Source organism: Mucilaginibacter sp. SJ (assembly GCF_028993635.1).
In the GTDB taxonomy this organism is placed as follows: Bacteria; Bacteroidota; Bacteroidia; order Sphingobacteriales; family Sphingobacteriaceae; genus Mucilaginibacter.
Genome location: NZ_CP118631.1, coordinates 6,024,152 through 6,050,711 on the forward strand (window position 1 = coordinate 6,024,152; position 26,560 = coordinate 6,050,711).

The following is a 26,560-nucleotide window of genomic DNA, read 5'->3' on the forward strand; positions in this document are numbered from 1 at the left end:
CATAAATTTAACTCTCCTGGTTTAGTAGTCTATCCTGTATGCTTCGCGGAACACCCGTGTCTCTAATTAGACATTGGTGCTAATCTGTATGTCAAAAACGATCATATTCAATACCTATCCTTATTCAATTAGACGATGAAAAAACTGTACATAATCATTTTCTCGCTTTTGGCCTTTTCCCAACTTTCAATGGCCCAATGGATGACCAATGTAAATAATATTTATAATAACAATACAGGCAACGTCGGTATAGGCAGTAATAACCCAACAGCCAAGTTAACTGTCTTTCATTCAATACTGTTGGGAAGTTCCGCTAAGAATAGCCTGCTGTTAAGCTCTACCGGTGGCGCGACCGCAAATAACGTTCAAAACAATATTTGGTTGGTCAGGAATTCGGCCGGAAGCGATTTTACCACGGCAAGGCTACACGATGGTATTTCGATAGACGGATCATTTATAACACCACAAACAGATACACGCACCTGGTGGGAACGCGACCCGACAGCGGATGTGCAGTCCTGGGGTTCGGCTGCAACTACCTATCTGACCATTAAACAAGGTAACCTGGGATTAGGAACCATCACTCAGGCCGCGAAGCTGGATGTTACCGTTGGCAGCTCCAGCTTTACCAATAATATCAGGTTTGGCGACGCTAATCCGGGGTATCTTGCTGCAGGAACGGCCGGTATCTTCATGAGTAATAATGTCGGCAGTCCGGTATTCACTGTTCTGCATACCGGTAATGTCGGTATTGGGCAGACCAATCCACAGAATAAGCTGGACGTCAACGGTTCAATTCATTCCAAATCAGTATTGATTGATCTAAATGGCTGGTCAGATTATGTGTTCAAAAAAGACTATCTGCTAATGCCTTTAAGTGAAGTTAAAGCCTATATAGATCTAAACGAGCATTTGCCAGAAGTCCCATCGGAACAGGAAATTGTTAAGAAAGGCCTGGATGTGAGTGAGATGAACAAATTGCTGATGAAAAAGGTGGAAGAACTGACCTTGTACCTCATCGAAAATCAAAAACAAATCGACGAATTGAAAAGCAAGGTTTCCTTATTGGAAACCGACAAAAAATAACCTCAACATGAAAAAGACACTATTTATTTTATTCATGCTCTTCGTTTTATCAAACATCACGTATGCGCAAAACACCTTTCCATCTTCAGGGAATATAGGCGTAGGCACAACTACTCCGGTGACGGCTCTTAATGTCAACGGAGCTATTTCTATTAAAGGAATAAATGTCAATGATACTCAGACTATATCCACTCCAGCCGACGGCACATGCGTAATTGCCGGCGGGGCCCGCATAAAGGGACTTATACGCTCAGCTTTGAAGCAGCGAATAGGGTGCAGACAGTAGTGCTTCTGGCTAATGCAATCCAGTTTGACTATAATAGTTCGGACATCATTGCCCAAGACAATAACAACCATTCACAATCAAAAAATAATTAAAATGAAGAAAACCTTATTATCACTAACTCTCTTGCTTACTTCTTCAATTATTGCTAATGCCCAATGGACAACCAACGGTACGGTGACCTCGACCACGAATTCAGTGGGCATCAGCACGACTGCCCCCATTTCGAGATTCCAGGTCAATAGCACCGTCAACAAGTTTTCAGTGGGCAGCGCCTTCTACCAGGGACTGAATTATGGTACCTCGTACGTTGGGTTCAATGCCGCCCGTACCACGCTTACATCTTCTACGGACTGGACTATCGACGGCGACGGCTATCATAACGGAGGGGGCGTGATCTACGCTGACATTTACGGCAACATCTACTTGTCTCCGCTGGGTTCAACTGGTACTGGTTCCAGAACCCTGACCGACCTTGAGGTCAAGAACAGCATCGCCCTGCGGGTGGGTGCCGATGGTACCGTGTATGCAAAAAAAATAATGGTATCTACCACTACCTTCCCCGACTATGTTTTCAAAAAGGATTACCGTTTGCTTTCGCTGAGCGAAGTGAAAGCATACATAGACCAACACCAGCATTTGCCGGAAATTCCATCTGAGCAGGATATCGTCAAAGATGGTCTGAACCTGGCAGAAATGAACAAGCTGTTAATGAAGGAAGTAGAAGAGCTGACTTTGTATTTGATTGACAGTGAAAAGCGGGCTAGTTTACAGCAGCAGCAAATTAATGAGTTGAAAGATAAAATGACAGCTTTAGCAGAAAAATAATTGTTGATTATTTTTATTCAGGAAATGTCATAAACTATAAAATAACCATTTGTGGGCGAGTCCCTTAAACCAAGAATGTCGTTCTATCCTACGCTTCTATATGAAAACGTAAAGATTGTGTGATGACGCTGCGAAAATGGCGTTGTAAACCCTGAGAACTTTAATATTAAAAACCTATTTTTTTATCAATGAATTTTTCCCGTATCTCAAAATTAATGCTTACCCTTCTGGCGTTATTTTCCATAAAAGGGTTTTCACAAACAAACCTGAAACTTCCTGAAGTGGTGCCTGCATCCCCGCAAAGCAGGGCCTTTCAGCAATTTGGTGACTATCCTGTTAGTTATAACACCGGTGTGCCGGATATTTCTTTGCCACTTTATACTGTAAAAAGCAGAGAATTAGAAATGCCCATTGTATTACGTTATCATGCCGATGGCATCAAACCGTATGATCCTGACTTAAGCAATATCGGCGCAGGATGGACGCTGGACGTTGGGGGCCTGGTTTCCCGTACGATCAAGGGAAGGGGCGATGAGCAGGTTGTGAAACCATCCCCCTTTTTAACGGCTTTTGATATTAACCAAAACACCTTGGACGGGGCCCAATACTTAAATGATATTTTGGGAGCATCGGCTGTAAAGGATACAGAACATGATATATTTAGCTATTCTTTTTTTGGGAAAAATGGAAATTTCGCCATTGATGATCAGGGGAATGGTCAGTTCGTAGCTTACCCTTATCCATTTATACCGTATAAGTTTAATATACAAACTGCCGCTCCGGGCAGTTCGCAAACGTACAGATCAATAGCAGGAATCGACATAACGGATGACAACGGCCTCAACTTCAAGTTCGGGCATAATAATATTGAAACAGTGGCGAGCGGTTCGCTTCCCCGCGGAGCAACAGGCTGGTATCTTGAAGATGTTCTTGATCCCCTCAATAATAACTTACTGCATATCAGTTATGATGCAGTGCCTGAATTTCAAACCCTACGGCAGGATATAGGGACAGTAGTCAGCGGAGATGCAGGACGTATGATCGTCAATTCGAACTGTGCCGGCCCTTCGACCAGCACAGGATGGACAACGTCCAGTCAGGGCACAGGTACTACTTACAATGTCAAAGCCCTGAACACGATCACTTTCAGGGACGGATACATCAAATTTAGCCAGAGCAGTGATAAGCGCCTGCTCTTAAGTATAGTTGTATACAACAACAATAATGAAATCATAAGATCATTTGTTTTTAACAGGGACGTGTTTCCCGGAAGCACGAGTTTAAATAGGCTGACGAGCATAGACGTAAAGAACGGATCAGGTGGATTGGCAGAGCGCTACAGCTTTAATTATAATACACAGGTACAGATAGCAGACAACGACTGCAGTGTTGACGCATGGGGATATTGCAACGGAACCGGAGGCCAGTTTAAATATACTTCGAGGACAATAGGAGCAATTTATAACGCACCGGTTAATGGAGGCAGTTCGTCGTATAATATCCAGGTAGGCAACGCCAGTTTAGACCCTGTTGAACAGTATGCAAAGCGCTATATTCTCGAAAAGATCACATACCCCACCGGTGGCACCACGGAATTTTCCTACCAGGTCAATAAATACCTGGACAACCAGGTAATAAAAGACGGTGGAGGATTACGTATTCAAAGTATTATATCGAAGGACAATACGGGTAATTCTTTGGTAAAAACATACGAATATGACCCGGGATTCATCTATTATTTGCTGAGCGACCCGAATAACTTTACTAAATCCAGCTTTAACATTTTTGTAAATTGTCAGATCAACGGACTTTCGGATTGCCTGAGTAACGCTTATTATCAGTTACGTACCAGGCAATTTGCCAATGGCTGGAACAGCGATCTTGGACCTAACAGAGTTTTTTATACAAGGGTGACCGAGTATACCGGAGACCAGACTAACAATAACGGTAAAACGGTTTTCAATTATACTTATCAGAACCCGGATGGCACAAGTACTAATTCACGTACGGAATCCAGGTTTATCAGTGACATCAGGAACTGGGGGAATGGCCTGCTGCACTATACAGAAATTTATAAGAAAACGGGACCCGGTAGTTACAGTAAAATAAAGGACATTACCGATAATTATACTTTTGCAAACATCAAAACACTCAATAACCTGTCATCTTCTCTTTGTTATTCTTATCAGAATGTTTCGCCATTTCCATTATCGATCTACAATTTCAGGAAGGATAACTGTTATTTTATGAGTTTACCTGTTCCGAATGACGTTTTAAATTATACGATCACAACAGGTGCTTACTATAAAAGTTCCAGTGAAGAAAATGAATATACGGATAATGGAACTGTTAATACACTGGTGCAATACGAACATGCCAATCCACTTAATTACTATGTGACCAGGCAAACTGTAACAGATAGCCGGGGACTGATCAAGATTACCACAATGGCCTATCCGCAGGATAAAACGGATGCAGTATCAATAGCTATGACTGGTATAAATAAGATAAGCCCTGTTTTAGAACAAGGCAACTACAAAACAAGTATATCGGCGGCCAATCTGTTGCAATCAACCCGTACTGTTTACTCCGATTGGGGCAATAGTTTTTTTGCGCCTTTAACGATAGACACCCAAACCGGAAATGATCCATATGAGTCACGTATCCGCTTCCAAAGCTATGACAACCTGGGGAACCTTCAAAGTGTTTCGAAAGAAGCGGGCGCAAAAGAGTTGTACGTGTTCGGATATGGAGGAACGTATCCTATCGCAAGAATCTTGAATTCAGATTACAGTACTGTAGAAACAGCTCTAGGCGGAGCCAGTGCCGTTCAAACCTTTCGCAACAATGCATCACCGACAGATGCTGCTGTAAATGCTTTCCTTGCGCCGCTTCGCTCGTCGGCAAGCCTGGCCGGTGCGCAGGTGACCACTTATACTTATCTGCCATTGGTGGGCATGAAGACAGTAACAGACGCGAAAGGCGAAACGACGTATCATGAGTATGACAACTTTCAGCGTTTGATAAACATCAAGAATAAGGATCTGAATATCATCAAGCATTTCGATTATCATTACCAAAACCAGTAAACCTTAAAACATAGTAATAATGGACAATCTCCATATCACCATAAAACCAAAGTTAAAGCTGCTTTATGCGGTCTTTTGCTTGATACTCTGGGTTGTAAATGCTCAGGCTCAGACCTACCTGCCACCCCCCGCAACATTGACCACGGCACCAGCGGCGGGCTCCTATTACAGTTACAGCAGCATTACACTAAACCCGACTTTTAGCTTTACGGCAACTTCAGGCAGCAGCTTGAGCCTGTATATAGCCAATCCCGATTGCCAGCCATTGAATTCATCGTTCAGTGCGAGCCAGAATTATATCCTGACATCTATTCCGCGTATAAGTGGCTTTAAGAATGGGGGCACAGGGGCCAACACGGGAGATTTTGCCGGCCGGGGTACGTGTGAACTGATGCAAACGGTACAGTATTTCGATGGACTGGGCAGGCCCTTACAAACGGCGCAGGTAAAAGGCTCACCGCTGGCCAAAGATATTGTTCAGCCTTTTGCCTATGATCAATACGGCAGAGAGGCCCAAAAATACCTGCCTTATGCAGCGACCACTGCTGATGGGAGCTACAAGAGTGACGGACTGACAACGGGGCCAACTAATTTCTATTATCCGGGTGGTACTGCGGCATCGGGGAGCCAGCAAGCAAATGGAGTGGTTTATAACCCTGTCCCGTATTCGTTAATCAACTTCGAGGCATCGCCATTAAACCGGGTGTTGGAGCAAGGTGCACCAGGTACGGACTGGCAGCCCGTAACTGGCAATACGACCGGGCATACGGTAAAGATGGAGTATGCCACGAACAACGTCAATGACTTTAGCGGAACGGATACGTCACTGAGCAGGAAGGTAATCCTGTATAGGGCAGATATTAACACGGATCAGAGCCGCACACTAAACTACGGGAACACGGCTGGGAACTATTATTCGGCCGGGCAACTGTACGTAACAATTAGTAAAGATGAGAACTGGAAGAGCGGCAGCGGCAACAGCAGAGGAGGGACTACAGAGGAGTACAAGGATAAGGAAGGCCATGTCGTGCTGAAACGGACTTTCTTGTTTAGCGGCGGGGCATTGCAGCAACTGTCGACGTATTATGTATATGATGACTTCGGAAATCTGGCCTTTGTGTTGCCACCAAAAAGCGGGGCTGATGCTGGCATCACCAGTGCAGGCAATTTAACCACGCTGAACAACCTATGCTACCAGTATCAATACGACGGCAGGAACCGGCTTGTGCAGAAAAGATTGCCAGGCAAGGATTGGGAATATACCGTATATAATAAGCTTGACCAGGTTGTGGCCACACAGGACGGGAACCAGCGTTTAACCAACCAGTGGATTTTTATGAAGTACGATGCACTGGGGCGTGTACTGTGGACAGGTACCTGGAACAATGGCGGCACGGCAATCACGCGAAGCGGGGTACAGGCGGCGGTAACCGGCTTTAGCGGGGCACTGTGGGAAAGCCGTCCATCGGGAGGGTATCCCTCCAATTTAGCCTGGCCAACAACCGGGTTTCAGGGCTCATTAACAGTGAATTATTATGACGATTATACCTTTGGGGATTTTAGCTCGATGCCTGCGGCGTATGACTACCGGGCATCAGCAAGCACGATGACCAATGGACTGCTGACCTGTACCAAGACCTGGGTAACCGGCAGTGCTGCTGTATTATATAAAGTATTTTACTATGATGACCTCGGACGTTCATTGCGGACAGTTGCCGAACATTACCTGGGCGGGACTACTGCCGTAGCTAACTTTAATAATTATGATGTGATCGACAATAAATACGATTTCATCAATAATTTGACTAAAACAACGCGGCAGCATTTTACCATAGCTAATACGACTATTCCGGCAGTGACGGTTCGGGATACAATCCTGTATGACCACATGAACCGTAAAATAAAAACACTGGAATCGATCTGGAACGGGAATAATACGCCGCCTGCCTATATAGTGCTCAGTAAGTTAGACTACAATGAGATAGGACAATTAAAGAGCAAGGGATTGCACAGTGAAGATGGCGGAAACTCATTTTTGCAAACGGTAAACTACCGGTATAATGAGCGGGGATGGTTGCAATCATCCCAGGCCGGGCTGTTCAGCGAAAACCTATATTATAATAAGCCTACCGACAACAGTTTTACTAACCAGTACAATGGTAACATTTCGGAAATGACGTATACGAAAACAGGATCATCGAATGTGGTATTCAAATACGGTTATGACCAGTTGAACCGGTTACTGAGCGGGACTTCAACAGGGGGAAGCACCATGGGCGAGCAGCTGACCTATGATCCGTTGGGCAATATATCTACCCTGATGCGTACAGGCCCGAGTTCGGTAAATCTTGTATATACCTATTACAACAGTAATGCCAGTAACCAGTTGCAAACGGTAACCAATGGAGGCGCAGGATTCCGAAGTTATGCTGCTTATGACCCCAATGGTAACGCGCCAAGTGATGGCGGTAACAAAAACATCACCTACAACCTGTTTAATCTGCCGCAAACAGTAACACAGAGTGGTACGACGCTGGCCAGCTACATTTATGATTGTACAGGCCAGAAACTGAGCAATACAGGCAGTGATGGGAGATGGGATTATATCAACGGTATTGTGTATAATGGGACTACTATTGCTAATGAGACGATCGATTTTATCCAGACCGGGGAAGGACGTGTTGAGCCCAACGGCAACTCGTGGAACTATACTTATAATCTGGAAGATCACCTTGGGAATGTACGGTTATCGTTTGACAAAGACCCATCAGCAGGGACTGCACGTCGGATCCAGGAAGATGAGTATTATTCCTTTGGATTGAGGAATGCGTTTTACAACAATTCCAACAACAACCGCTATCTTTATAATGGGAAGGAGATTCAAACAGACCTGACGAACCAATACGATTATGGCGCAAGGTTTTATGATCCGGTGATTGCGAGGTGGACGGCAATGGATAGGTTTTCTGAAAAATATAAAACATATTCGCCCTACCACTACGCTGCCAATAATCCAATTTTAAATACAGATATGCATGGGGACTCAATTATAGTTGGCCAAAATGGCAACGACTATAGTGTAAGAGTTACAGGAAAACTGATTAATGAGTCAAGTACAAATTATACAGAAGAACAATTACAAAATGCAGTTGGACGTATAAATTCTGCAATTGGATCTTACTATACTGTTCAAGGAAGCGATGGAAATTCAACGGGAACTGGTCAGGTGACGGTTGCATCAGCTGAAAACCCGTTAGTGGTAGGAGATCATGCTATCAGAATTGTTGATCCTGGGCAAATTCCCAACGGCTTTGGTGGTATTTATCCTATGAATACTGTTGGCATGACAACTCCTGGAGCAAGTGTAATTTATGTTTCTTCGGCACTTATAGATGGGACACCTGCAACAAGTGGGCCTTATAAAGACACTGGTTTAACGAATATTGGTGGACCAACTTTAGAGAGAACAGTTGGTCATGAACTGTTGCATAATGGAGGAGTTACATTCAATGGGAAGGATCATCCAGGACCAAATGAATCACCCGGAAATCTCCTGAATCCAACAGGCTCAGGAGCAGGAACAAAGGTTACGATTGATCAGGTAAAACAGATGAAAGCGGCGTTTGATAAGGGGCGCTTAAATTATAATAAACAAAAAATAATAGTATTTAAGAAAAACTAATATTTTGATTAATAGATATGAAAAGCAATCATGTATTGAACATTCGGGTTACATTATTCTTGTTATTGTTGTTAATTGGGTTACTTGATAATAAAAATACTTATGCTAATCAAGTAGACACAGCAAAACTTGTCTTTAACATAGAATTTCGCGATAATTTTAAAAATGATTTGGTAAGTTTAGAATTAAATAATAAAGTCATATTAAAAAACGAGCTTATAATTAGCAACACGTCTGGCTTTGCAAATCTTCAAGTTGACTTGTTCAAAAAAAGCTCTAAAAACTTACTTGTTAAATACCTGAATGAAATCCATTACATCAAATCTGCCGAAAACTTAAATCTTATTGTTACACTGAATGGTAAGCGGATTTTTTATAGAATAAATCATAAAAGAGGGCAATACATTGAGTTAAGCAAGAAAGATAGGACTCATATTTATTTTAAACAGTCGAGCGTGCCCACTATTTGGGACTAATACGATTAAGTGATTGCGAGGTGGACAAGTGTCGATCCTTTCGCTGACAAGTTTTTCGGTTCATCTCCTTATTCTTATGTTGTGAATAATCCGATTCTTTTATTGGATCCAGATGGTAGGGACTGGTTAATCAGCTCATATGTTGATAGTCAAGGTGTTATTCACTTTTCTGTTTTGTTTACGGGTACTGTTGTCAATGCGAGCAGCAATAAAAATATCAACACAGAAAAGTTTGCCGCGGCAATCCAAAAGCAATTTAATGATTTATTTAATAAAACTCCCGACGATCAAAGCTATACAGTTGACGCTCGTGCGATAATAAACACAAGGGATGATGAATCTGAAGTTGAAGAAGGGTTTACTCCCTGAAAATTGAAGATAGGAATAATGATAATTTAAAAGCCTATGGTTCCCACGTTTTTGCCAAGGCAATTAATGGTAAACTTATCGTTTTCAACGAGGAGGACGTGCCTGCCATGATAGATGGGAAATCAAACCTTAAAACCCCTGTTCATGAAATAGGTCATTCCGGCGGACTATTCCATCCAGGCGAAGATTACTTTCGAAGATATAAGTAAAATATCAAGGGTCCGGACGGACGATCTCAGGAGAAGTGGTTTAGAATCGGGCCAGGAAGTACAGCGTACCTGGAAAACAGTTTTAATTTCATGAATCCAGGTGACAATAATAAAACCAATCCGACGGGTCCGACCAAAGAACAGCTTAACCGTATATTAGAAATGTATGATAATAAACAGTTAAACAACAAAGATATTCAACCTATAGATCATTAATATGAAGATAATTATTCCATTGATTTTAATTGCCGGAATTTGCAATTCGGGATGTTCAAAAAATGAAAACAATTATAAAAAGCAAACGATTTCATTAACGAATTTAACCCCTACTTTGCTAAAAGACGGTTGTACAGGGGTGACCGTACTGAATAGTTACCATAAAATCTTAGATACTACCCTCGTTAAATTCAAACAAGATTCCCACCTTTTTGTGTGTAAGGACAATACTACTCACGATACAATTCTTGTCTTCCAGTTAAATGGGATTGCCCCTGACTGTGCAACAAATCTGGATGATCGAAAGCAAGGGTGCTGCCTTTATAAGACAACGGATATTAAATCAATAAAAAGCGTCGATATTGCTGTTTTGGATTATCTTCGAATTCCGGCCGGCGGAAAATACGTCTTTGGCGAACTGAAAAATATTTCAGAGTGACCGATATTCGCAATGATTAACATAATCATAGGTACCTATCTAAGAAGCTGTCTAAAAACGGGCGATAAAAAAGTGTAAGTGTTGAAAAGTTAATAAAAGAGCTATCGCCAATTGGCTGAATAGTCACTAATTGAGAATAACGACAAACGCAATTAGCATGACAACGTATCCAACCAACGTAAGCGATAGCCAGTGACAATATATATCAAAATTTTTAGATACTGCCCGGAGCCGCAAATATGAGGCAAGAGAAATAGTAAACGCGATTTTATATGTGGTAAAATCGGGTTGCCAGTGGCGGATGCTGCCAGGAGATTTTGCACCATGGAAGCTGGTGTATTATTATTTTGATACCTGGAAAAAGAATGAAATTTTCGAGTTGATACATAGTTGTTTGGTGGAAGAGACGAGGGTAAAATGTGGCAAAAAAGAGCAACCTACAGTAGAATAATTGATGCCCAATCTGTGAAATCAACGCTTGTAAGTAGTGAAAGTAAGGGTTTTGATGCAGGAAAAAGGATAAAAGGGATCAAAAGACATATCATAGTTGACACCTTGGGGATGATTCTTGCAGTGGTGGTTCAAGGAGCGTCGGTTCAGGACAGGAACGGAGCTATGGATGTCACAGATAAACTCTTTGAAACATGGAATAGAGTTATTAAAATATTTGCTGATTATGGCTATCGGGGCACATTGGTGGAAAAGATAAAAATCAAATTCAACGCAGTCTTTTAGGTCATAAAAAGAAAGGAATTACACGCTTTTAAAATACTACCCAAACGCTGGATTGTGGAAAGAACTTTTGCATGGATTGACTCCAACCGACGGGCTGCTAAAAATTACGAACGCCTTAATGACACGGGTGTCGCTATCATACATTTATCTGCTATAAGAATTATGTTGAACCGTTTTTAGACAGCTTCTAAAGAAATGAGGATTAATTTTCGTTATCAGAACATCATTTTCGACCGGCTGGAGTAATATGAATCGATATTTTCAATTATAATTCAACATTATCAAGGCTCCCTATCGCATTTGTAGTTGATGTAACAGTGTTCGCGCCATTAGTTACCCATTGGGCATATACCAGTGAGGAACAGCCTAAAAACAGGGGTAGTAAAAAGATGCCTTTCTTCATGATGTTTGTAGTTAACAATTATTGATAGATTTAGGTACGTGTTCAATCTGCAAGCGATATATTATTGAGATCTACTGATTAGGTAGAAACGCAATACAAGATTAGCAAATGTTTTTTTTTACTTTTTGCAGCAAAAAGCACTAATCCCGAAAAGGTGTAGCATGTGTATCTATACTGAGCGGCACGGGAACACCTGCAAGTAATCTGCAGATCTATGAGCAATCAACAAGTAAACCGGGTGGCGTTTTAGCACCAACCAAATCAGTTTTTAAACTTTCCAGATTAGGTACTTACGGTTATACCTATAACGAAAGTGCGGAATTCAGAATAGGACACGGTGGTCCGGGTGTATGGGGATCACAGTTAGATTTATTTATAAATGGTGGCAGTAATCAAAATGACATCCCCGATCAGCATGCCATGACCTGGACTTACAATGGGAATGTGGGTATTAGTACGGCGGCTCCAATTGCACGCGTACATTTAGTTGGAAGCGGTGTTTCCATAGAGGGGGGCAATAGCGTCAGCATCAATAATAATGACCTGGCCATTCAGGTTAACACTGGCGGACGATCATCAACTTTAGGTGCCCAGTTGGAATTTGTTATCCCTGCTAATACAGATGGCACAAATGCCTGGGGGCAAGCGAGAATTATAACTGTGGCAGGAAATACAAGCAACGCTAACGCTACCGAGAAAATGATATTGGGCACCAGGCGGATGTTTGATAAGTTGGGGACTGGTGCTCAATAGTATTATGGAAATGATGTTACTATTGACGGCGCCGGGAATGTTGGCGTTGGCACCCTAACGCCCGATCAGAAGCTGTCCGTCAATGGTACTGTTCACGCTAAGTCTGTAGTAATCGACCTGAATGGATGGTCCGATTATGTTTTCAAAAAGGATTACAGTCTAAGACCTTTAAGTGCGGTAAAAGCTTATATTAATCAAAATCAACATTTGCCGGAAATTCCATCGGAACAACAGATAGGTAAAGACGGGTTAAACATAGGGGAAATGAATAAGCTGCTAATGAAAAAAGTCGAAGAACTGACTCTGTATATGATCGAAAAAGACAAAGAAACCTCTCAAATTCAAGTTCAAATGAAAACTAACGCGGTCTTAATCTTTATATTCATTATTTGCAGTTGCTCTTGCAATCGACATCCCCCAAAAATCCAGTCAATAGATAGTACTACCAAAAGCCTAAATGTGACAGATTTAATGAATAAGGCAAAAAAAGATTACAAAATCTCTTTGATTGAGCGAAACAGTGATACATTGAGCATAGTAATTATGAATAGGGGAATTTATTATCCCTTTGGAAAAGCTTCAGAGCTTAGTAGGTTGAAGAATGTTGACTCTCATTTTATGGCATCAGAGGAACAAACACGGGATAAATATTCAAATGACCATGTCACATTATATAAATTGTATTATAAGGACAGCTATTTGAAGTTTTTTGGAGCTGGCGAATCGGAATTACTTGAAATAACTTCAGGTCACATAGTAAATAAAGAGATTATAATGCCGACAAACATTCATATTGAAATGACATTAGCTGATTTGATGAAGGTATACTTTTCAGGGGCTGTAGATAGCTATACAGCTGGGATAAAAGTAGTAAAGCTTATTTCTGGAATAGAGGGGATATGGGAATATTATTATTTCGAGAAAGGAGCACTAAGCTTGATCAAAATCAAAACTGACTACACGTTCGACAATAATTGAGATCCCCCGCTACAGCAAGGCTGTGCCTCGCGGTAAATATGCAAAGTAATGAAAATGCAAAATCCCGGATGTTAATTCTTCCGGGATTTTGTTGTAAATGGGTAAAGCGAACCTACGATTACGGGTATGATAATCTGAACCCTCTCCGGTCGGTCGTATCCACCAGCAATGTTACTATTGTGGATAAACCATTTTGATTGCTTCCTCTTCGCCGATTCGTTTGCATTCATAATTACTTGATTATAATAAGAGAAAGTGCTCAATCCAAATTGTCCGCCTGGGGTCGATGTGTTTTGGTTTACCCATCAATAGCTTTTCATTTAACCAACAAATTTTAAAGCTTTAGAGACATCTTTGCTTCCCGTTTTTGTATGCTGAACAAAGTGAAATATACAGGGTTCGGGTGTCCCGGCAAGCCGTTTTGGTCTGACCAAAACATGGCTTGCTTTACTGAATCAAGATTAAAAGGCGTGACCGAGGCTGGAACAATATTGCGTAATGGATTTTAGGAAGAATCCTGCGCAACAAATGAACTCAATAGTCTGTAAATTTTGATCGATTAGTTTTATTGTATATTTATTGAGGTGAAGATTAAAACATTAGCCAATGATCACCTTTAGCCTCACGAATTTATCCCTTCTAATTATACCTTTTTTCGATGCGACGGAAGAAAGGAAAAGAAGTCGCAACCTATTTAAATGAAATAAATTACATTCGCTTAAACCCTATGCCATTTCTTTATGAGTATCGCCAAAACAAACTCTAATGTATCTCATCAAAAACTCCATGATTTTTTAGAACGCTGGCCTATAGCAGCTGTTGAAAACCTCACCCTTGAACAATATACACAAACCAAAAACCCGGACACATTTACATACTGGCTGGAATATGGTTCGGAGGAGATCGGCATACTAGGTGGCGGCACATCCAGTAAATTTGGAATATGGAATCGCGGTTCTGATAAAGAAAGCACCTATAAAGCATTCTCATCTACATCGGAATATCGTTGGTTTAAGAAATATGGTGAAAATCCTACTGAAGCATTTCAAAAGATAAAAAGCAATATCATACGAATCATTCGAAACGCACAAGCAGGTAATTTCAATATGATTGACAGAATTGATATTGATAGCATGACAAAATGGAAGATCGCATTCATTTATTCCCAATTTCGGTTGCTGCCAATCTATAAAATTGATTTGGTGCGTAAATTGGCAAAACATTTTGAATACGATAATTACGCTATCGCTCCACTTTCTGAATTACACCAATTTATCTTAAGCCATAAAGCGGCAACCGAGGACTTCTTCGATTTTTCCAGTAGGTATTTTCTAATCGCTGACACTGTGCCAGAACGAAATTATTACATAATTGGCTCAAAATATGGCGACGACGATGGCAACGATACTATTGACGTATTTCCTGATATGCTGGAAAAAAGTGCCATATCTACGGGCTTTTTCTGGAATACAAACTTCTCAGCACAAGTAGGCCAAGATCACGCGGCTATCGGAAAATGGATAAAGCAAAATGTTCCTTCTTCTGAATCAAAATATGCTACATCAGCGCGGACTTTTAAATATTTCCTTAATCTGAAAAAAGGTGACCTGATAGCAGTAAAATCACACGGGCGTTTTAATTCGCTAACAATTATTGCCTTTGCAGAAGTCGTGGAGAAAAATGGCTCAGTTTATTCTTTTGGTGACCCTGACCTCGGTCATTTGATACATGTTAATTTCTTAGAAACAGGACTACATATCGATACAGGCCTAAACTACGCACTAACTATTCACCATATTGTACCAGGTGAAAGGGACGGACACTTTGAGAAGATATTCGGCAGTTATGCGATAGACAGCGGGGAAGAATTCTCTCTTGAAGAGGAAGTTATTGAGGAAGAGGATCACGACGAGGTGACTGAAGATGAATGGGGATTAAAAGATGATATTCGGTTGAAAGACACTTCGCCGATCATACGTTCGCCTTCCGAAGTTAAGATTGTTCAACAGGTACATAACAAAATTCAAAATAGCTTTGCCCAATATCTAAAAATGAAATTTCCCGATGATGAAGTATGTACAGAAAGACGGCGCATCGATATTTGGCGAAGAAATAAGAAGGATTTCTTCATCTACGAAGTTAAGCCCTACAATACGGCTTATGTCTGCATTCGGGAAGCGCTGGGCCAGTTAACTGATTATGCCTTTCGAAAGAAAACCGCGTTGAAAAGGCACCTTGTGGTAGTTGGCACTAGCCAACCCAACCAAATGGAAAAAGAATACCTTAAATTTCTGAAAGAGCATGGATTCAATATTAGTTATGAGCACTATGACATTGCGAAAAAAAGTAGCGTCACCTACGCTTAAACTTTAATAATGGTAAATTTACGGTCTCAAATCTTTCGCTATGCAAACTATTATTCCAGCCGTTTTTCCGGTTGTTAGCTATAAAAACAAAATAGCCTCGTTTAAAGGGCACGGAACTGCTTTCTTTATAAGTAAGGAAGGCGTTTTTGTAACCGCCGCCCATACCTTCCGGAACCCGACCAGAGATTTCTTTGCAATTATAAACGGCGTTCAAATGCCATTTAAAACACTTTATCGCGAATATCTGGATTTTGAGGATCAACAATTGTATATTTACAAGGATCTTTTCATTGGGCAGATAGAGAATATTGAATCTGCTAATTTCTTCAACCTGACTACGCCGGATACATTACAAAAGTGTAGCAAATTATTCGCCAGGGGCTTCAGTCTGAAAGAAAAACAGCAAGCAGTATTTACACAATCAACAATGGCTATTGAGGATTTATATGACGACTTGATAGATGGGGTAGACGGCATAATTGAACCAACTGATCCCAAACTGAGCAATTTGGAACTTATCGATATTCCCGTGGTATTTGATCAGTTAAAGTTTAAGCACATTGATAAAACATCAACGATATTAGAACAATTTACAAATGGCTTTACCTTTCAAACCGATGCCCATGAACCACACGGCCACAGCGGTTGCCCTTTAATTGATGAACAGAAAGCCTACGGTATATTAGTCGGCAATCATGGGGCTATCGGAGCGGACTACATTCTCGAAAAATTACGAGCACATGTTCAAATGGAAGTTGATAAAGCGACCGCGCCGCAAATGGCGGTAAAAGTGACAGAGAATAACCGATGGTTATACGAAGCGGCAAATGAAGTACATCAGCAACTAATCGCCAATGAATCGCTTTATCAACAGCACCAAACCGATATTTACTACATATCAGCTGCCGACGTAGACCAATTAGACAATCCTGTGTCGCCGTTCGTTTTGAGAGGGATCGGGGGGCTCCATTCGAATTATTGTCTAAACGACCAAAATGTACATTTAGTTGTAATTAATCCAGACTGCTGTGATGAAGCGGATTTTAGCGAATCAGAAATCCAAGCTGCTATCGTGCATGAGTTGGGGCATATTTTTAATATGTACATACACAAGCCTCTTCCGAGCATATTATCGTTTTACTCAAACGGCACGGAATACAATGTAGAAGAAGTAGAACGCGTTAAGCTTGAAAACAGAACGAATGACGAAATTTACGCGGATGCCTACGCAAGAAATCAAGGATGGGGCAAGGGCCTACAACGGGGACTAATTAAATACCGAAATACGCCCTGGTCAGAAAACATTCCGATGATCGATGATCGACTGGCTAAATTCGATAGCGATGAAATTTTCAATGGTGGTCTGCGACCTCTTAAAAATCTGTAATTAAAGATATCGTAAAGGTCAACCGAACCAGGTACGTAAACTCTGACCCGATAATCACTTAGTGCAAAAGATGAAGAGTATAGTATGTGTTAGTTGAGGATTTCTCAAAATCCTATGGTAAGGCCTGGCAAAATTAATTTAAAAGGACATATGCCTGGAAATTCCGAGGTCATTGACCAACCCATTCCGAAAATGCAGTAAATCGATCCCGTAACACTTTGACCAAGCTTATTTATTAACTTATAGAAATGACTTCGAAAACCCGAATACATAAATCGGTGCTCTAAATCCTTCGGAATAGCATGGTCAAGCCTTCCGGAATCTCCACCTTAGGGCGCCTGGTAAAAGTAAACTTTATGCCTTTCATATTGAAATTGAGGGGACAGTAAACATGGCCCTTATTCATAGGTCATAAATACAAATATAAGCATTACAAACAAACATTTTCTGTTATTTGTATTTTCGTATACGCCGATAGGACAAGCAGGCAAAATATTGCCATATCCATTTCTCCAATGCATAAACCATGTGCGAAATTAATATTCAATATAACTTTATGTATCGGAGCTTACCACACCTCCTTGGTGAGACATGGAAAGATATTCCAGGGTTTGAAGGATCGTATCAAGCTTCAAATTACGGAAGAGTAAAGTCATTGGACCGTGTTGTCCCTCATCCGCGTTTGAAACAGCAATTTGTAAAAGGTCGGATATTAACGCAGTCTGTTTACAAAAACAAAAATATTAAAACAGGTCAACCCATGATCGACCTCTGGGCTGCCTTAAGTATTGAAGGCATACCACATTATTTTAATACCAGGCGGATCATTTATCAAACTTTTATAGATCCTACCTTAAATTATGAAAAGGATGGCTTTTATGTGATTAACAAAGATTATAACGGCTATGATAACAAGCTCGTAAATTTAAGGCTTTGTACGAAAAGTGAAAATCAAAAACGGGCAATCAACAGGGACAGGTAGTACCTTATTTAAAAACGCTTGATCGTTTTACTGGCCGAAGACTTACGGGGGCTACTCCAGGCAAAAGCCAGTGCGCAATGTGACCAGCAGGGAAACTTAATTGGGAAGTACCCAAGTATTAAAGAAGCTTCCAGGAAAGTACAGCTTAACGACAAAGCTATTATAAACGTGGCCAAAGAGGTTTACAACAACGGAATGGTTTTGTCTGGAGGTACATGTAGGCATACTAAATGGAGTCTGTTTATAAACGGATATAAACGTATTTGACACTAGGAAGGAGAACAATATTGGGCTATGCTGCCTTGCAGTTACTTAATTTCGACGATATCGGTTTTCCTGCCTTAGTACGCTTTACTTTTTCACTTTACAAAAAAATAATTAGAGGATTATTGCATAGAATTAATAAAATGCTTAAATTTATCCGACATTATAGTTGTCAAATAAAAATTTATATTATCATTGTTAACCTAACCAATCACATCAACATGAAAGCCCTTATTCCTCATATCTCATAAACTTAACTCTCCGAATTTAGTAGCTTACTCCTGTATGTATCCTGGAACGCCTGTGTTCTAGTCAGACATTGGTATTAATCAGCATGTCAAAAACGATCATATCTAATACCTATCCTTATTCAATTAGAAGATGAAAAAAGTGTACATAACCATTTTCTCGCTTTTGGCCTTTTCCCAGCTTTCACTGGCCCAATGGACGTCCAATGTAAACAATATTTTCAATAACAATACGGGCAACGTCGGCATAGGCAGTAATAACCCGACAGCCAAGTTAACCGTCTTTCACTCAACATTACTGGGAAGTGCAGCTAAGAATAGCCTGCTGTTAAGCTCTACCGGGGGCGCGACCGCAAATAACGTTCAAAATAATATTTGGTTGGTCAGGAATTCTGCAGGAAGCGATTTTACCACGGCTAGGTTACACGATGGTATTTCGATAGACGGATCATTTATAACACCACAAACAGACACTCGCACCTGGTGGGAACGCGACCCGACAGCAGATGTACAGTCCTGGGGTTCGGCTGCAACTACCTATCTGACCATTAAACAAGGTAACCTTGGATTAGGAACCATCACTCCGGCCGCGAAGCTGGATGTTACCGTTGGCAGCTCCAGCTTTACCAATAATATCAGGTTTGGCGACGCTAATCCGGGGTATCTTGCTGCAGGAACAGCCGGTATCTTCATGAGTAATAATGCCGGCAGTCCGGTATTCACTGTCCTGCATACCGGTAATGTCGGTATTGGGCAGACCAATCCACAGAATAAGCTGGACGTCAACGGTTCAATTCATTCCAAATCAGTATTGATTGATCTAAACGGCTGGTCAGATTATGTATTCAAAAAAGACTATCCGCTAAGGCCTTTAAGTGAAGTAAAAGCTTATATAGATCTAAACGAGCATTTGCCCGAGGTCCCATCAGAACAGGAAATGGTTAAGAAAGGCCTGGATGTAAGTGAGATGAATAAACTATTGATGAAGAAAATCGAAGAGATGACTTTGTACTTGATCGAACAAAATAAAAGAATTGAAAAACTGGAAGCAAAAATCAATCATAACACGAATGAATAGTAAAACCATCTTAAAATACTCTCCTGAGAAGCTTAATATAAAAACCTTATTTTTTTGATCAATGAATTTTTTCCGTATCTCAAAATTAACGCTTACCGTTTTGGCGTTATTTTCCATAAAAGGGTTTGCACAAACAAACCTGAAACTTCCTGAAGTGGTGCCTGCATCCCCGCAAAGCAGGGCTTTTCAGCAATATGGCGACTACCCGGTTAGTTATAACACTGGTGTGCCGGATATTTCCATCCCGCTTTATACGGTAAAAAGCGGGGAATTAGAAATGCCTATTGTATTACGTTATCATGCCGATGGCATTAAACCGTATGATCCAGACTTAAGCAACATTGGCGCTGGATGGACGCTGGATGTTGGCGGCCTGGTTTCCCGTACGATAAAGGGACGGGGCGATGAGCAGGTTGTGAAACCATCCCCCTTTTTAACGGCTTTTGATATTAACCAAAACACTTTGGACGGGGCCCAATACTTGAATGATATTTTGGGGCCATCGGCGGTGAAGGATACAGAACATGACATTTTTAGCTATTCTTTTTTAGGGAAAAATGGAAATTTCGCTATAGACGATCAGGGGAATGGTCAATTCATAGCTTACCCTTACCCGTTTATACCGTATAAGTTTAATATACAAACTGCCGCACCGGGCAGTTCGCAAACCTACCGATCAATCGCAGGAATCGATATAACGGATGACAACGGCCTCAACTTCAAGTTCGGGCATAACAATATTGAAACAGTAGCAACCGGTTCGCTTCCCCGTGGGGCAACAGGTTGGTATCTTGAAGATGTTCTTGATCCTCTCAATAATAACTTGCTGCATATCAGTTATGATGCAGTGCCTGAATTTCAAACCTTACGGCAGGATATAGGGACCATAGTCAGCGGAGATGCAGGGCGTATGATCGTCAATTCGAACTGTGCCGGCCCTTCAACCAGCACAGGATGGACAACGTCCAGTCAGGGCACAGGTACCACCTACAATGTCAAAGCCCTGAACACGATCACTTTCAGGGACGGATACATCAAGTTTAACCAGAGCAGCGATAAGCGCCTGCTCTTAAGTATGGTTGTATACAACAAGAATAATGAAATCATAAGATCATTTGTATTTAACAGGGACGTGTTTCCGGGAAGCACGAGTTTAAATAGGTTTACCAGCTTAGAAATAAAAAATGGATCGGGTGGATTGGCCGAGCAGTACAGTTTTACTTATAATACGCAGGTACAGATAGCAGACAACGACTGCAGTGTCGACGCATGGGGATATTGCAACGGAACCGGAGGCCAGTTTAAATATACTTCAAGGACAATAGGGGCAATTTATAACGCACCGGTTAATGGAGGCAGTTCGTCGTATAATATCCAGGTAGGCAACGCCAGTTTTGATCCTGTTGAACAGTATGCAAAGCGCTATATTCTCGAAAAGATCACATACCCTACCGGTGGCACCACGGAATTTTCCTACCAGGTCAATAAATACCTGGACAACCAGGTAATAAAAGACGGTGGAGGGTTACGTATCCAAAGTATTTTATCGAAGGACAATACGGGTAACTCTTTGGTGAAAACGTACGAATATGACCCGGGATTCATCTATTATTCGTTGGGCGATCCGAATAACTTTACTAAATCCAGCTTTAACATTTTTGTGAATTGTCAGATCAACGGGCAATCAGATTGCCTGAGTAACGCTTATTATCAGTTACGTACCAGGCAATTTGCCAATGGCTGGAACAGCGATCTTGGACCCAACAGGGTTTTTTATAACCGGGTGACCGAATATACCGGGGACCAGACTAATAATAACGGTAAAACGGTTTTCAATTATACTTATCAGAACCCGGATGGCACAAGTACTAATTCACGTACGGAATCCAGGTTTATCAGTGACATCAGGAACTGGGGGAATGGCCTGCTGCACTACACGGAAATTTTCAAGAAAACGGGAGCCGGCAATTACAGTAAAATTAAGGACATTACCGATAATTACAGTTTCGCGGATATCAAAATACTCAATAACCTATCAACGTCACTTTATTATTCTTATCAGAATGTTTCGCCATTTCCGTTATCGATCTACAATTTCAGAAAGGATAATTGTTATTTTATGAGCCTTCCTGTCCCGAACGACGTCTTAAATTATACTATCTCGACAGGCGCTTACTTTAAAAGTTCCAGCGAAGAAAATGTATATACGGATAATGGAACTGTTAATACACTTGTTCAATACGAACATGGCAACCCACTTAATTATTATGTGACCAGGCAAACTTCAACAGACAGCCGGGGGCTGACTAAAATTAACACGATGGCCTATCCGCAGGATAAAACAGATGCAGTGTCGGTAGCTATGACCGGCGTAAATAAGATAAGCCCGGTTTTAGAACAAAGCGGTTACAAAACAAGTATATCGGCGGCCAACCTGTTACAATCAACCCGTACTGTTTACTCCGATTGGGGCAGTGGCCTTTTTGCTCCTTTAACAATAGACACCCAAACAGGAAATGCCCCATATGAGTCACGCGTGCATTTCCAAAAGTATGATGACCAGGGGAACGTTCAAAGTGTTTCAAAAGAAGCCGGTGCAAAAGAGTTGTACGTGTTTGGATATGGTGGGTCATATCCTATCGCAAGAATATTGAATTCTGATTACAGTACTGTGGAAACAGCTCTTGGCGGGGCCGGTGCTGTTAAATCTTTTCGCGACAATGTATCACCAACCGATGCTGCTGTAAATGCTTTCCTTGCACCACTTCGCTCCTCCGCAAGTCTGGCCGGCGCGCAGGTGACCACCTACACCTATCTGCCATTGGTTGGTATGAAGACAGTAACAGACGCGAAAGGCGAAACGATGTATTATGAATATGACAACTTTCAGCGTTTGATAAACATCAAGAATAAAGATCTGAATATCATCAAGCACTTTGATTATCATTACCAAAACCAGTAAACCTTAAAACAAAATCATTATGGGTAATCTCCATATCATCATAAAACCAAAGTTAAGGCTGCTTTGTGCGGTCTTGTGCTTGATACCCTGGGCTGTTCAGGCTCAAACCTACCTGCCGCCACCTTCAACAATGACCTCCACCCCTGCAGCAGGTTCCTATTATAGTTACAGCAGCATTACATTGAACCCGACTTTCAGCTTTACGGCAACTTCAGGCAGCAGCCTGAGTCTGTATATAGCCAACCCTGATTGCCAGCCGCTGAACTCGTCGTTCAGCGCGAATCAGAATTATATCCTGACGTCGGTGCCGCGCATAAGTGGCTTCAAGAATGCAGGTACAGGAGTTAACACGGGAGATTTTGCCGGTCGGGGCACCTGTGAACTGATGCAGACGGTACAGTATTTCGATGGATTGGGCCGGGCCTTGCAAACGGTACAGGTAAAAGGCTCACCGCTGGCCAAAGATATTGTTCAGCCTTTTGCCTATGATCAATACGGCAGAGAGGCCCAAAAATACCTGCCTTATGCAGCGACCACTGCTGATGGGAGCTATAAGAGTGACGGACTGACAACAGGGCCAACCAATTTCTATTATCCGGGTGGTACCGCGGCATCGGGGAGCCAGCAAGCCAATGGAGTGGTTTATAACCCTGTCCCGTATTCGTTAACCAATTTCGAGCCCTCTTCGCTAAACCGGGTGGTGGAACAGGGTGCGCCGGGCGCGGACTGGCAGCCCGTAACTGGCAATACGACCGGGCATACGGTAAAGATGGAGTATGCCACGAACAACGTCAATGACTTTAGCGGAACGGATACGTCACTGAGCAGGAAGGTAATCCTGTATAGAGCGGATATCAATGGGGATCAAAGCCGCACGTTAAACTACGGGAATACTGCCGGCAATTATTACCCGGCCGGGCAACTGTACGTAACAATTAGTAAAGACGAGAACTGGAAGAGCGGCAGCGGCAACAGCAGGGGCGGCACCACCGAAGAATACAAAGACAAGACCGGGCATGTCGTGCTGAAACGGACTTTCTTGTTCAGCGGCGGGGCATTGCAGCAACTGTCAACGTATTATGTATATGATGACCTGGGAAACCTGGCCTTTGTGCTGCCGCCAAAAAGCGGGGCTGATGCGGGCATCACCAGTGCAGGCAATTTAACCACGCTGAACAACCTGTGCTACCAGTATCAATACGACGGCAGGAACCGGCTTGTACAGAAAAGATTGCCAGGCAAGGATTGGGAGTATACCGTATATAATAAGCTTGACCAGGTTGTAGCCACACAGGACGGGAACCAGCGTTTGACTAATCAGTGGACTTTTATGAAGTACGATGCGCTGGGGCGTGTACTGTGGACAGGTACCTGGAACAATGGTGGCACGGCAATCACGAGAAGCGGGGTACAGGCAGCTGTAACCGGCTTTAGCGGGGCGCTGTGGGAAAGCCGTCCATCGGGAGGGTATCCCTCCAATTTAGCCTGGCCAACAACCGGGTTTCAGGGGACATTAACCGTGAATTATTATGACGATTATACCTTTGGCGATTTTAGCTCGATGCCTGCGGCGTATGACTACCGGGCATCGGCAAGTGCAATGACCAGCGGATTGCTGACCTGCACTAAAACCTGGGTAACCGGCAGCGCCGCCGTGTTATATAAAGTGTTGTATTATGATGATCTCGGTCGTTTGATCAGGACCTGTGCCGAACATTACCTGGGCGGGACTACTGCCGTAGCTAACTTTAATAATTATGATGTGATCGACAATAAATACGATTTCAGCAATAATTTGACTAAAACAACGCGGCAGCATTTTACTATAGCTAATACGACTATTCCGGCAGTGACGATTCGGGATACAATCCTGTATGACCACATGAACCGTAAAACACAAACGCTGGAATCGATCTGGAACGGGAATAATACGCCGCCTGCCTATGTAGTACTCAGCAAACTGGACTATAACGAGATCGGGCAGTTAAAAAGCAAGGGATTGCATAGTGAAGACGGCGGAAACTCATTTTTGCAAACGGTAAACTACCGGTATAATGAGCGGGGCTGGCTGCAATCATCCCAGGCCGGGCTGTTTAGCGAAAACCTGTATTATAATAAGCCAACCGACAACAGCTTTACTAACCAGTACAACGGCAATATTTCGGAAATGACGTATACGAAAACAGGCTCATCGAATGTGGTGTTCAAATACGGTTATGACCAGTTGAACCGGTTATTGAGCGGGACTTCGACAGGAGGAAGCACGATGGGCGAGCAGCTGACCTATGACCCGTTGGGCAATATATCGACGTTGATGCGTACCGGCCCGAACCCGGTCAATCTCTCATATACCTATTACAACGGTAATGCCAGCAACCAGTTGCAAACGGTAACTAACAATGGCGGCGCGGTATTCCGAAGCTATGGTGCTTATGACCCCAATGGTAACGCGCCAAGTGATGGCGGTAACAAAACTATCGCTTACAATCTTTTTAACCTGCCGCAAACAGTAACACAGGGAGGCACGACACTGGCCAGCTATATTTATGACTGTACAGGCCAGAAGCTGAGCAATACGGGCAGCGATGGGCGATGGGATTATATTAACGGGATCGTGTATAATGGAACCACCATTGCGAATGAGACGATCGATTTTATCCAAACCGGGGAAGGACGTGCGGAACCCAATGGCAACTCGTGGACTTATAGCTATAACCTGACAGACCACCTGGGTAATGTACGGTTATCGTTTTACAAAGATCCATCGGCGGGAACAGCACGCCGGATCCAGGAGGACGAGTATTATTCTTTTGGGTTGAGGAATGCGTTTTACAATAGTTCCAACAATAACCGTTATCTTTATAACGGGAAGGAAATTCAAACAGATCTGACAAACCAATACGATTATGGCGCGCGGTTCTACGATCCCGTGATTGGTAGGAATACAACTATTGACCCGAAAGCTGAATTGAATAGAAGATGGTCACCTTATTCGTATGGACTTAATAATCCTATTAGATTTATTGATCCAGATGGTATGGTACCAAGTGATTTTACTGATGAAGACGGTAATAAAAGACACGTCGAGGATGGTTCAACTGCTCAATATCAAGAAGTAGGTACCGGTGTTAGTAGGCATTATGAGTTTACAGGTTTCGATCAATCAAAAGCCAACCCCGGGATTCCATATGCGCCGCAATCTAATACAGTAAATTTAACAACAGCTATTCAAGAACAGCAGAACTTAAATGCGTCAAATACAGATTTAAATCCAATCCCAGGTGGAGCTACGTTTTGTAATTATGCTACACAAAATATATTAAGCACTGTTGCTTCGGCAACTAATAATTCATCAGGTCTTGCTATAACTGGTATGGCTAATAGTATGGTAGATCAAATGAATTGTAACACTGCTTTTATTAAAACAGATCAAGGTAATGCTCAGGCGGTTGCGGATAAGGGAGGCCTGGGCTTAGTCGGACTAATTGAACCTGGGCATGGTCACGTTGTAAGCTTCTCTGTAGGAAGTAATGAAGATAAAGGACAAATGGCAAACATTGGACGAACAAATGGATTCTTAAATATTAATCCGCAGGGAGATAAAGAACCGTCTGTATTCAGTGCTAAAAAGTTTGAGAATACACAATTCTTTATCTTAAATCCATCGATAACCCCGAAATCTATACCAACACCTGCTCCAAAAACGAACCCATTAAATCCTTTTTAG

General features: G+C 42.2%; 17 protein-coding genes and 1 pseudogene. 17 read left to right on the plus strand and 1 reads right to left on the minus strand.

The features are described 5' to 3' along the window. Positions 1-135: 135 nt before the first annotated feature. The 9 genes and pseudogenes from MusilaSJ_RS24680 to MusilaSJ_RS28030 all read left to right on the plus strand — a co-directional run bounded on the left by MusilaSJ_RS24680 (position 136) and on the right by MusilaSJ_RS28030 (position 11,592). Positions 136-1,086, plus strand: a complete 951-nt coding sequence (locus MusilaSJ_RS24680) for a hypothetical protein (RefSeq protein ID WP_274987425.1) — start codon at positions 136-138, stop codon at positions 1,084-1,086. A 379-nt stretch (positions 1,087-1,465) separates the two neighbouring features. Further along, complete coding sequence (locus MusilaSJ_RS24685) at positions 1,466-2,197, plus strand: hypothetical protein (RefSeq protein WP_274987426.1); 732 nt, start codon at positions 1,466-1,468, stop codon at positions 2,195-2,197. Positions 2,198-2,385: 188 nt separating this feature from the next. After that, positions 2,386-5,286: an RHS repeat domain-containing protein gene (locus MusilaSJ_RS24690; RefSeq protein WP_274987427.1), complete on the plus strand. Its 2,901-nt coding sequence runs from the start codon at positions 2,386-2,388 to the stop codon at positions 5,284-5,286. A 19-nt stretch (positions 5,287-5,305) separates the two neighbouring features. Then, the gene (locus tag MusilaSJ_RS24695; RefSeq protein ID WP_274987428.1) at positions 5,306-8,968 is read left to right on the plus strand and encodes a DUF6443 domain-containing protein; all 3,663 of its coding nucleotides are present in this window, start codon (positions 5,306-5,308) and stop codon (positions 8,966-8,968) included. Between the two features lie 17 nt (positions 8,969-8,985). After that, positions 8,986-9,444: a hypothetical protein gene (locus MusilaSJ_RS24700; protein ID WP_274987429.1), complete on the plus strand. Its 459-nt coding sequence runs from the start codon at positions 8,986-8,988 to the stop codon at positions 9,442-9,444. 81 nt (positions 9,445-9,525) lie between these two features. After that, positions 9,526-9,813 carry a hypothetical protein gene (locus tag MusilaSJ_RS24705; RefSeq protein WP_274987430.1) on the plus strand — a complete coding sequence of 96 codons (288 nt, stop codon included), beginning with the start codon at positions 9,526-9,528 and terminating at the stop codon, positions 9,811-9,813. 426 nt (positions 9,814-10,239) lie between these two features. Next, positions 10,240-10,677 (plus strand): hypothetical protein, encoded by a 438-nt coding sequence (locus MusilaSJ_RS24710; protein ID WP_274987431.1) that lies wholly within the window; start codon positions 10,240-10,242, stop codon positions 10,675-10,677. A gap of 202 nt (positions 10,678-10,879) precedes the next feature. Beyond that, positions 10,880-11,128 (plus strand): transposase, encoded by a 249-nt coding sequence (locus MusilaSJ_RS28165; protein ID WP_446725153.1) that lies wholly within the window; start codon positions 10,880-10,882, stop codon positions 11,126-11,128. Then, positions 11,095-11,592: pseudogene (locus MusilaSJ_RS28030) on the plus strand (IS5 family transposase). The gene MusilaSJ_RS28165 and the pseudogene MusilaSJ_RS28030 overlap by 34 nt, the downstream one beginning before the upstream one ends. A gap of 85 nt (positions 11,593-11,677) precedes the next feature. Here MusilaSJ_RS28030 and MusilaSJ_RS24720 read toward each other — a convergent pair. After that, a complete protein-coding gene (locus MusilaSJ_RS24720; protein ID WP_274987433.1) occupies positions 11,678-11,815 on the minus strand; it encodes a hypothetical protein in 138 nt (45 codons plus the stop codon). Positions 11,816-12,235: 420 nt separating this feature from the next. On the opposite strand from MusilaSJ_RS24720, the gene MusilaSJ_RS24725 reads away from it, so the two are divergent. From MusilaSJ_RS24725 to MusilaSJ_RS24760, 8 genes are all read left to right on the plus strand, one after another. Further along, entirely contained in the window at positions 12,236-12,568 is a 333-nt protein-coding gene (locus MusilaSJ_RS24725; RefSeq protein WP_274987434.1) for a hypothetical protein, read from the plus strand. A 264-nt stretch (positions 12,569-12,832) separates the two neighbouring features. Next, entirely contained in the window at positions 12,833-13,546 is a 714-nt protein-coding gene (locus MusilaSJ_RS24730) for a hypothetical protein (RefSeq protein WP_274987435.1), read from the plus strand. A 740-nt stretch (positions 13,547-14,286) separates the two neighbouring features. Beyond that, entirely contained in the window at positions 14,287-15,912 is a 1,626-nt protein-coding gene (locus MusilaSJ_RS24735) for a hypothetical protein (protein ID WP_274987436.1), read from the plus strand. Positions 15,913-15,952: 40 nt separating this feature from the next. Next, positions 15,953-17,299, plus strand: a complete 1,347-nt coding sequence (locus tag MusilaSJ_RS24740) for a M48 family metalloprotease (protein WP_274987437.1) — start codon at positions 15,953-15,955, stop codon at positions 17,297-17,299. A 526-nt stretch (positions 17,300-17,825) separates the two neighbouring features. Then, positions 17,826-18,281, plus strand: coding sequence for an NUMOD4 domain-containing protein (locus tag MusilaSJ_RS24745; RefSeq protein WP_274987438.1), 456 nt, complete (start codon positions 17,826-17,828; stop codon positions 18,279-18,281). A 645-nt stretch (positions 18,282-18,926) separates the two neighbouring features. Then, a complete protein-coding gene (locus MusilaSJ_RS24750; protein ID WP_274987439.1) occupies positions 18,927-19,871 on the plus strand; it encodes a hypothetical protein in 945 nt (314 codons plus the stop codon). Between the two features lie 61 nt (positions 19,872-19,932). Continuing rightward, complete coding sequence (locus tag MusilaSJ_RS24755) at positions 19,933-22,833, plus strand: RHS repeat domain-containing protein (protein WP_274987440.1); 2,901 nt, start codon at positions 19,933-19,935, stop codon at positions 22,831-22,833. A gap of 19 nt (positions 22,834-22,852) precedes the next feature. Next, positions 22,853-26,560: a DUF6443 domain-containing protein gene (locus tag MusilaSJ_RS24760; RefSeq protein WP_274987441.1), complete on the plus strand. Its 3,708-nt coding sequence runs from the start codon at positions 22,853-22,855 to the stop codon at positions 26,558-26,560.

What these genes read in the sequence shown, in the direction of transcription:
- MusilaSJ_RS24700 (WP_274987429.1), top strand. Translation starts at nt 8,986, where the DNA reads ATGAAAAGCAATCATGTATTGAACATTCGGGTTACATTATTCTTGTTA.
- MusilaSJ_RS24720 (WP_274987433.1), bottom strand. Translation starts at nt 11,815, where the DNA reads ATGAAGAAAGGCATCTTTTTACTACCCCTGTTTTTAGGCTGTTCCTCA.
- MusilaSJ_RS24730 (WP_274987435.1), top strand. Translation starts at nt 12,833, where the DNA reads ATGAATAAGCTGCTAATGAAAAAAGTCGAAGAACTGACTCTGTATATG.
- MusilaSJ_RS24710 (WP_274987431.1), top strand. Translation starts at nt 10,240, where the DNA reads ATGAAGATAATTATTCCATTGATTTTAATTGCCGGAATTTGCAATTCG.
- MusilaSJ_RS24680 (WP_274987425.1), top strand. Translation starts at nt 136, where the DNA reads ATGAAAAAACTGTACATAATCATTTTCTCGCTTTTGGCCTTTTCCCAA.
- MusilaSJ_RS24755 (WP_274987440.1), top strand. Translation starts at nt 19,933, where the DNA reads ATGAATTTTTTCCGTATCTCAAAATTAACGCTTACCGTTTTGGCGTTA.
- MusilaSJ_RS24695 (WP_274987428.1), top strand. Translation starts at nt 5,306, where the DNA reads ATGGACAATCTCCATATCACCATAAAACCAAAGTTAAAGCTGCTTTAT.
- MusilaSJ_RS24725 (WP_274987434.1), top strand. Translation starts at nt 12,236, where the DNA reads ATGACCTGGACTTACAATGGGAATGTGGGTATTAGTACGGCGGCTCCA.
- MusilaSJ_RS24750 (WP_274987439.1), top strand. Translation starts at nt 18,927, where the DNA reads ATGAAAAAAGTGTACATAACCATTTTCTCGCTTTTGGCCTTTTCCCAG.
- MusilaSJ_RS24685 (WP_274987426.1), top strand. Translation starts at nt 1,466, where the DNA reads ATGAAGAAAACCTTATTATCACTAACTCTCTTGCTTACTTCTTCAATT.
- MusilaSJ_RS24760 (WP_274987441.1), top strand. Translation starts at nt 22,853, where the DNA reads ATGGGTAATCTCCATATCATCATAAAACCAAAGTTAAGGCTGCTTTGT.
- MusilaSJ_RS24740 (WP_274987437.1), top strand. Translation starts at nt 15,953, where the DNA reads ATGCAAACTATTATTCCAGCCGTTTTTCCGGTTGTTAGCTATAAAAAC.
- MusilaSJ_RS24735 (WP_274987436.1), top strand. Translation starts at nt 14,287, where the DNA reads ATGAGTATCGCCAAAACAAACTCTAATGTATCTCATCAAAAACTCCAT.
- MusilaSJ_RS24690 (WP_274987427.1), top strand. Translation starts at nt 2,386, where the DNA reads ATGAATTTTTCCCGTATCTCAAAATTAATGCTTACCCTTCTGGCGTTA.
- MusilaSJ_RS24745 (WP_274987438.1), top strand. Translation starts at nt 17,826, where the DNA reads ATGTGCGAAATTAATATTCAATATAACTTTATGTATCGGAGCTTACCA.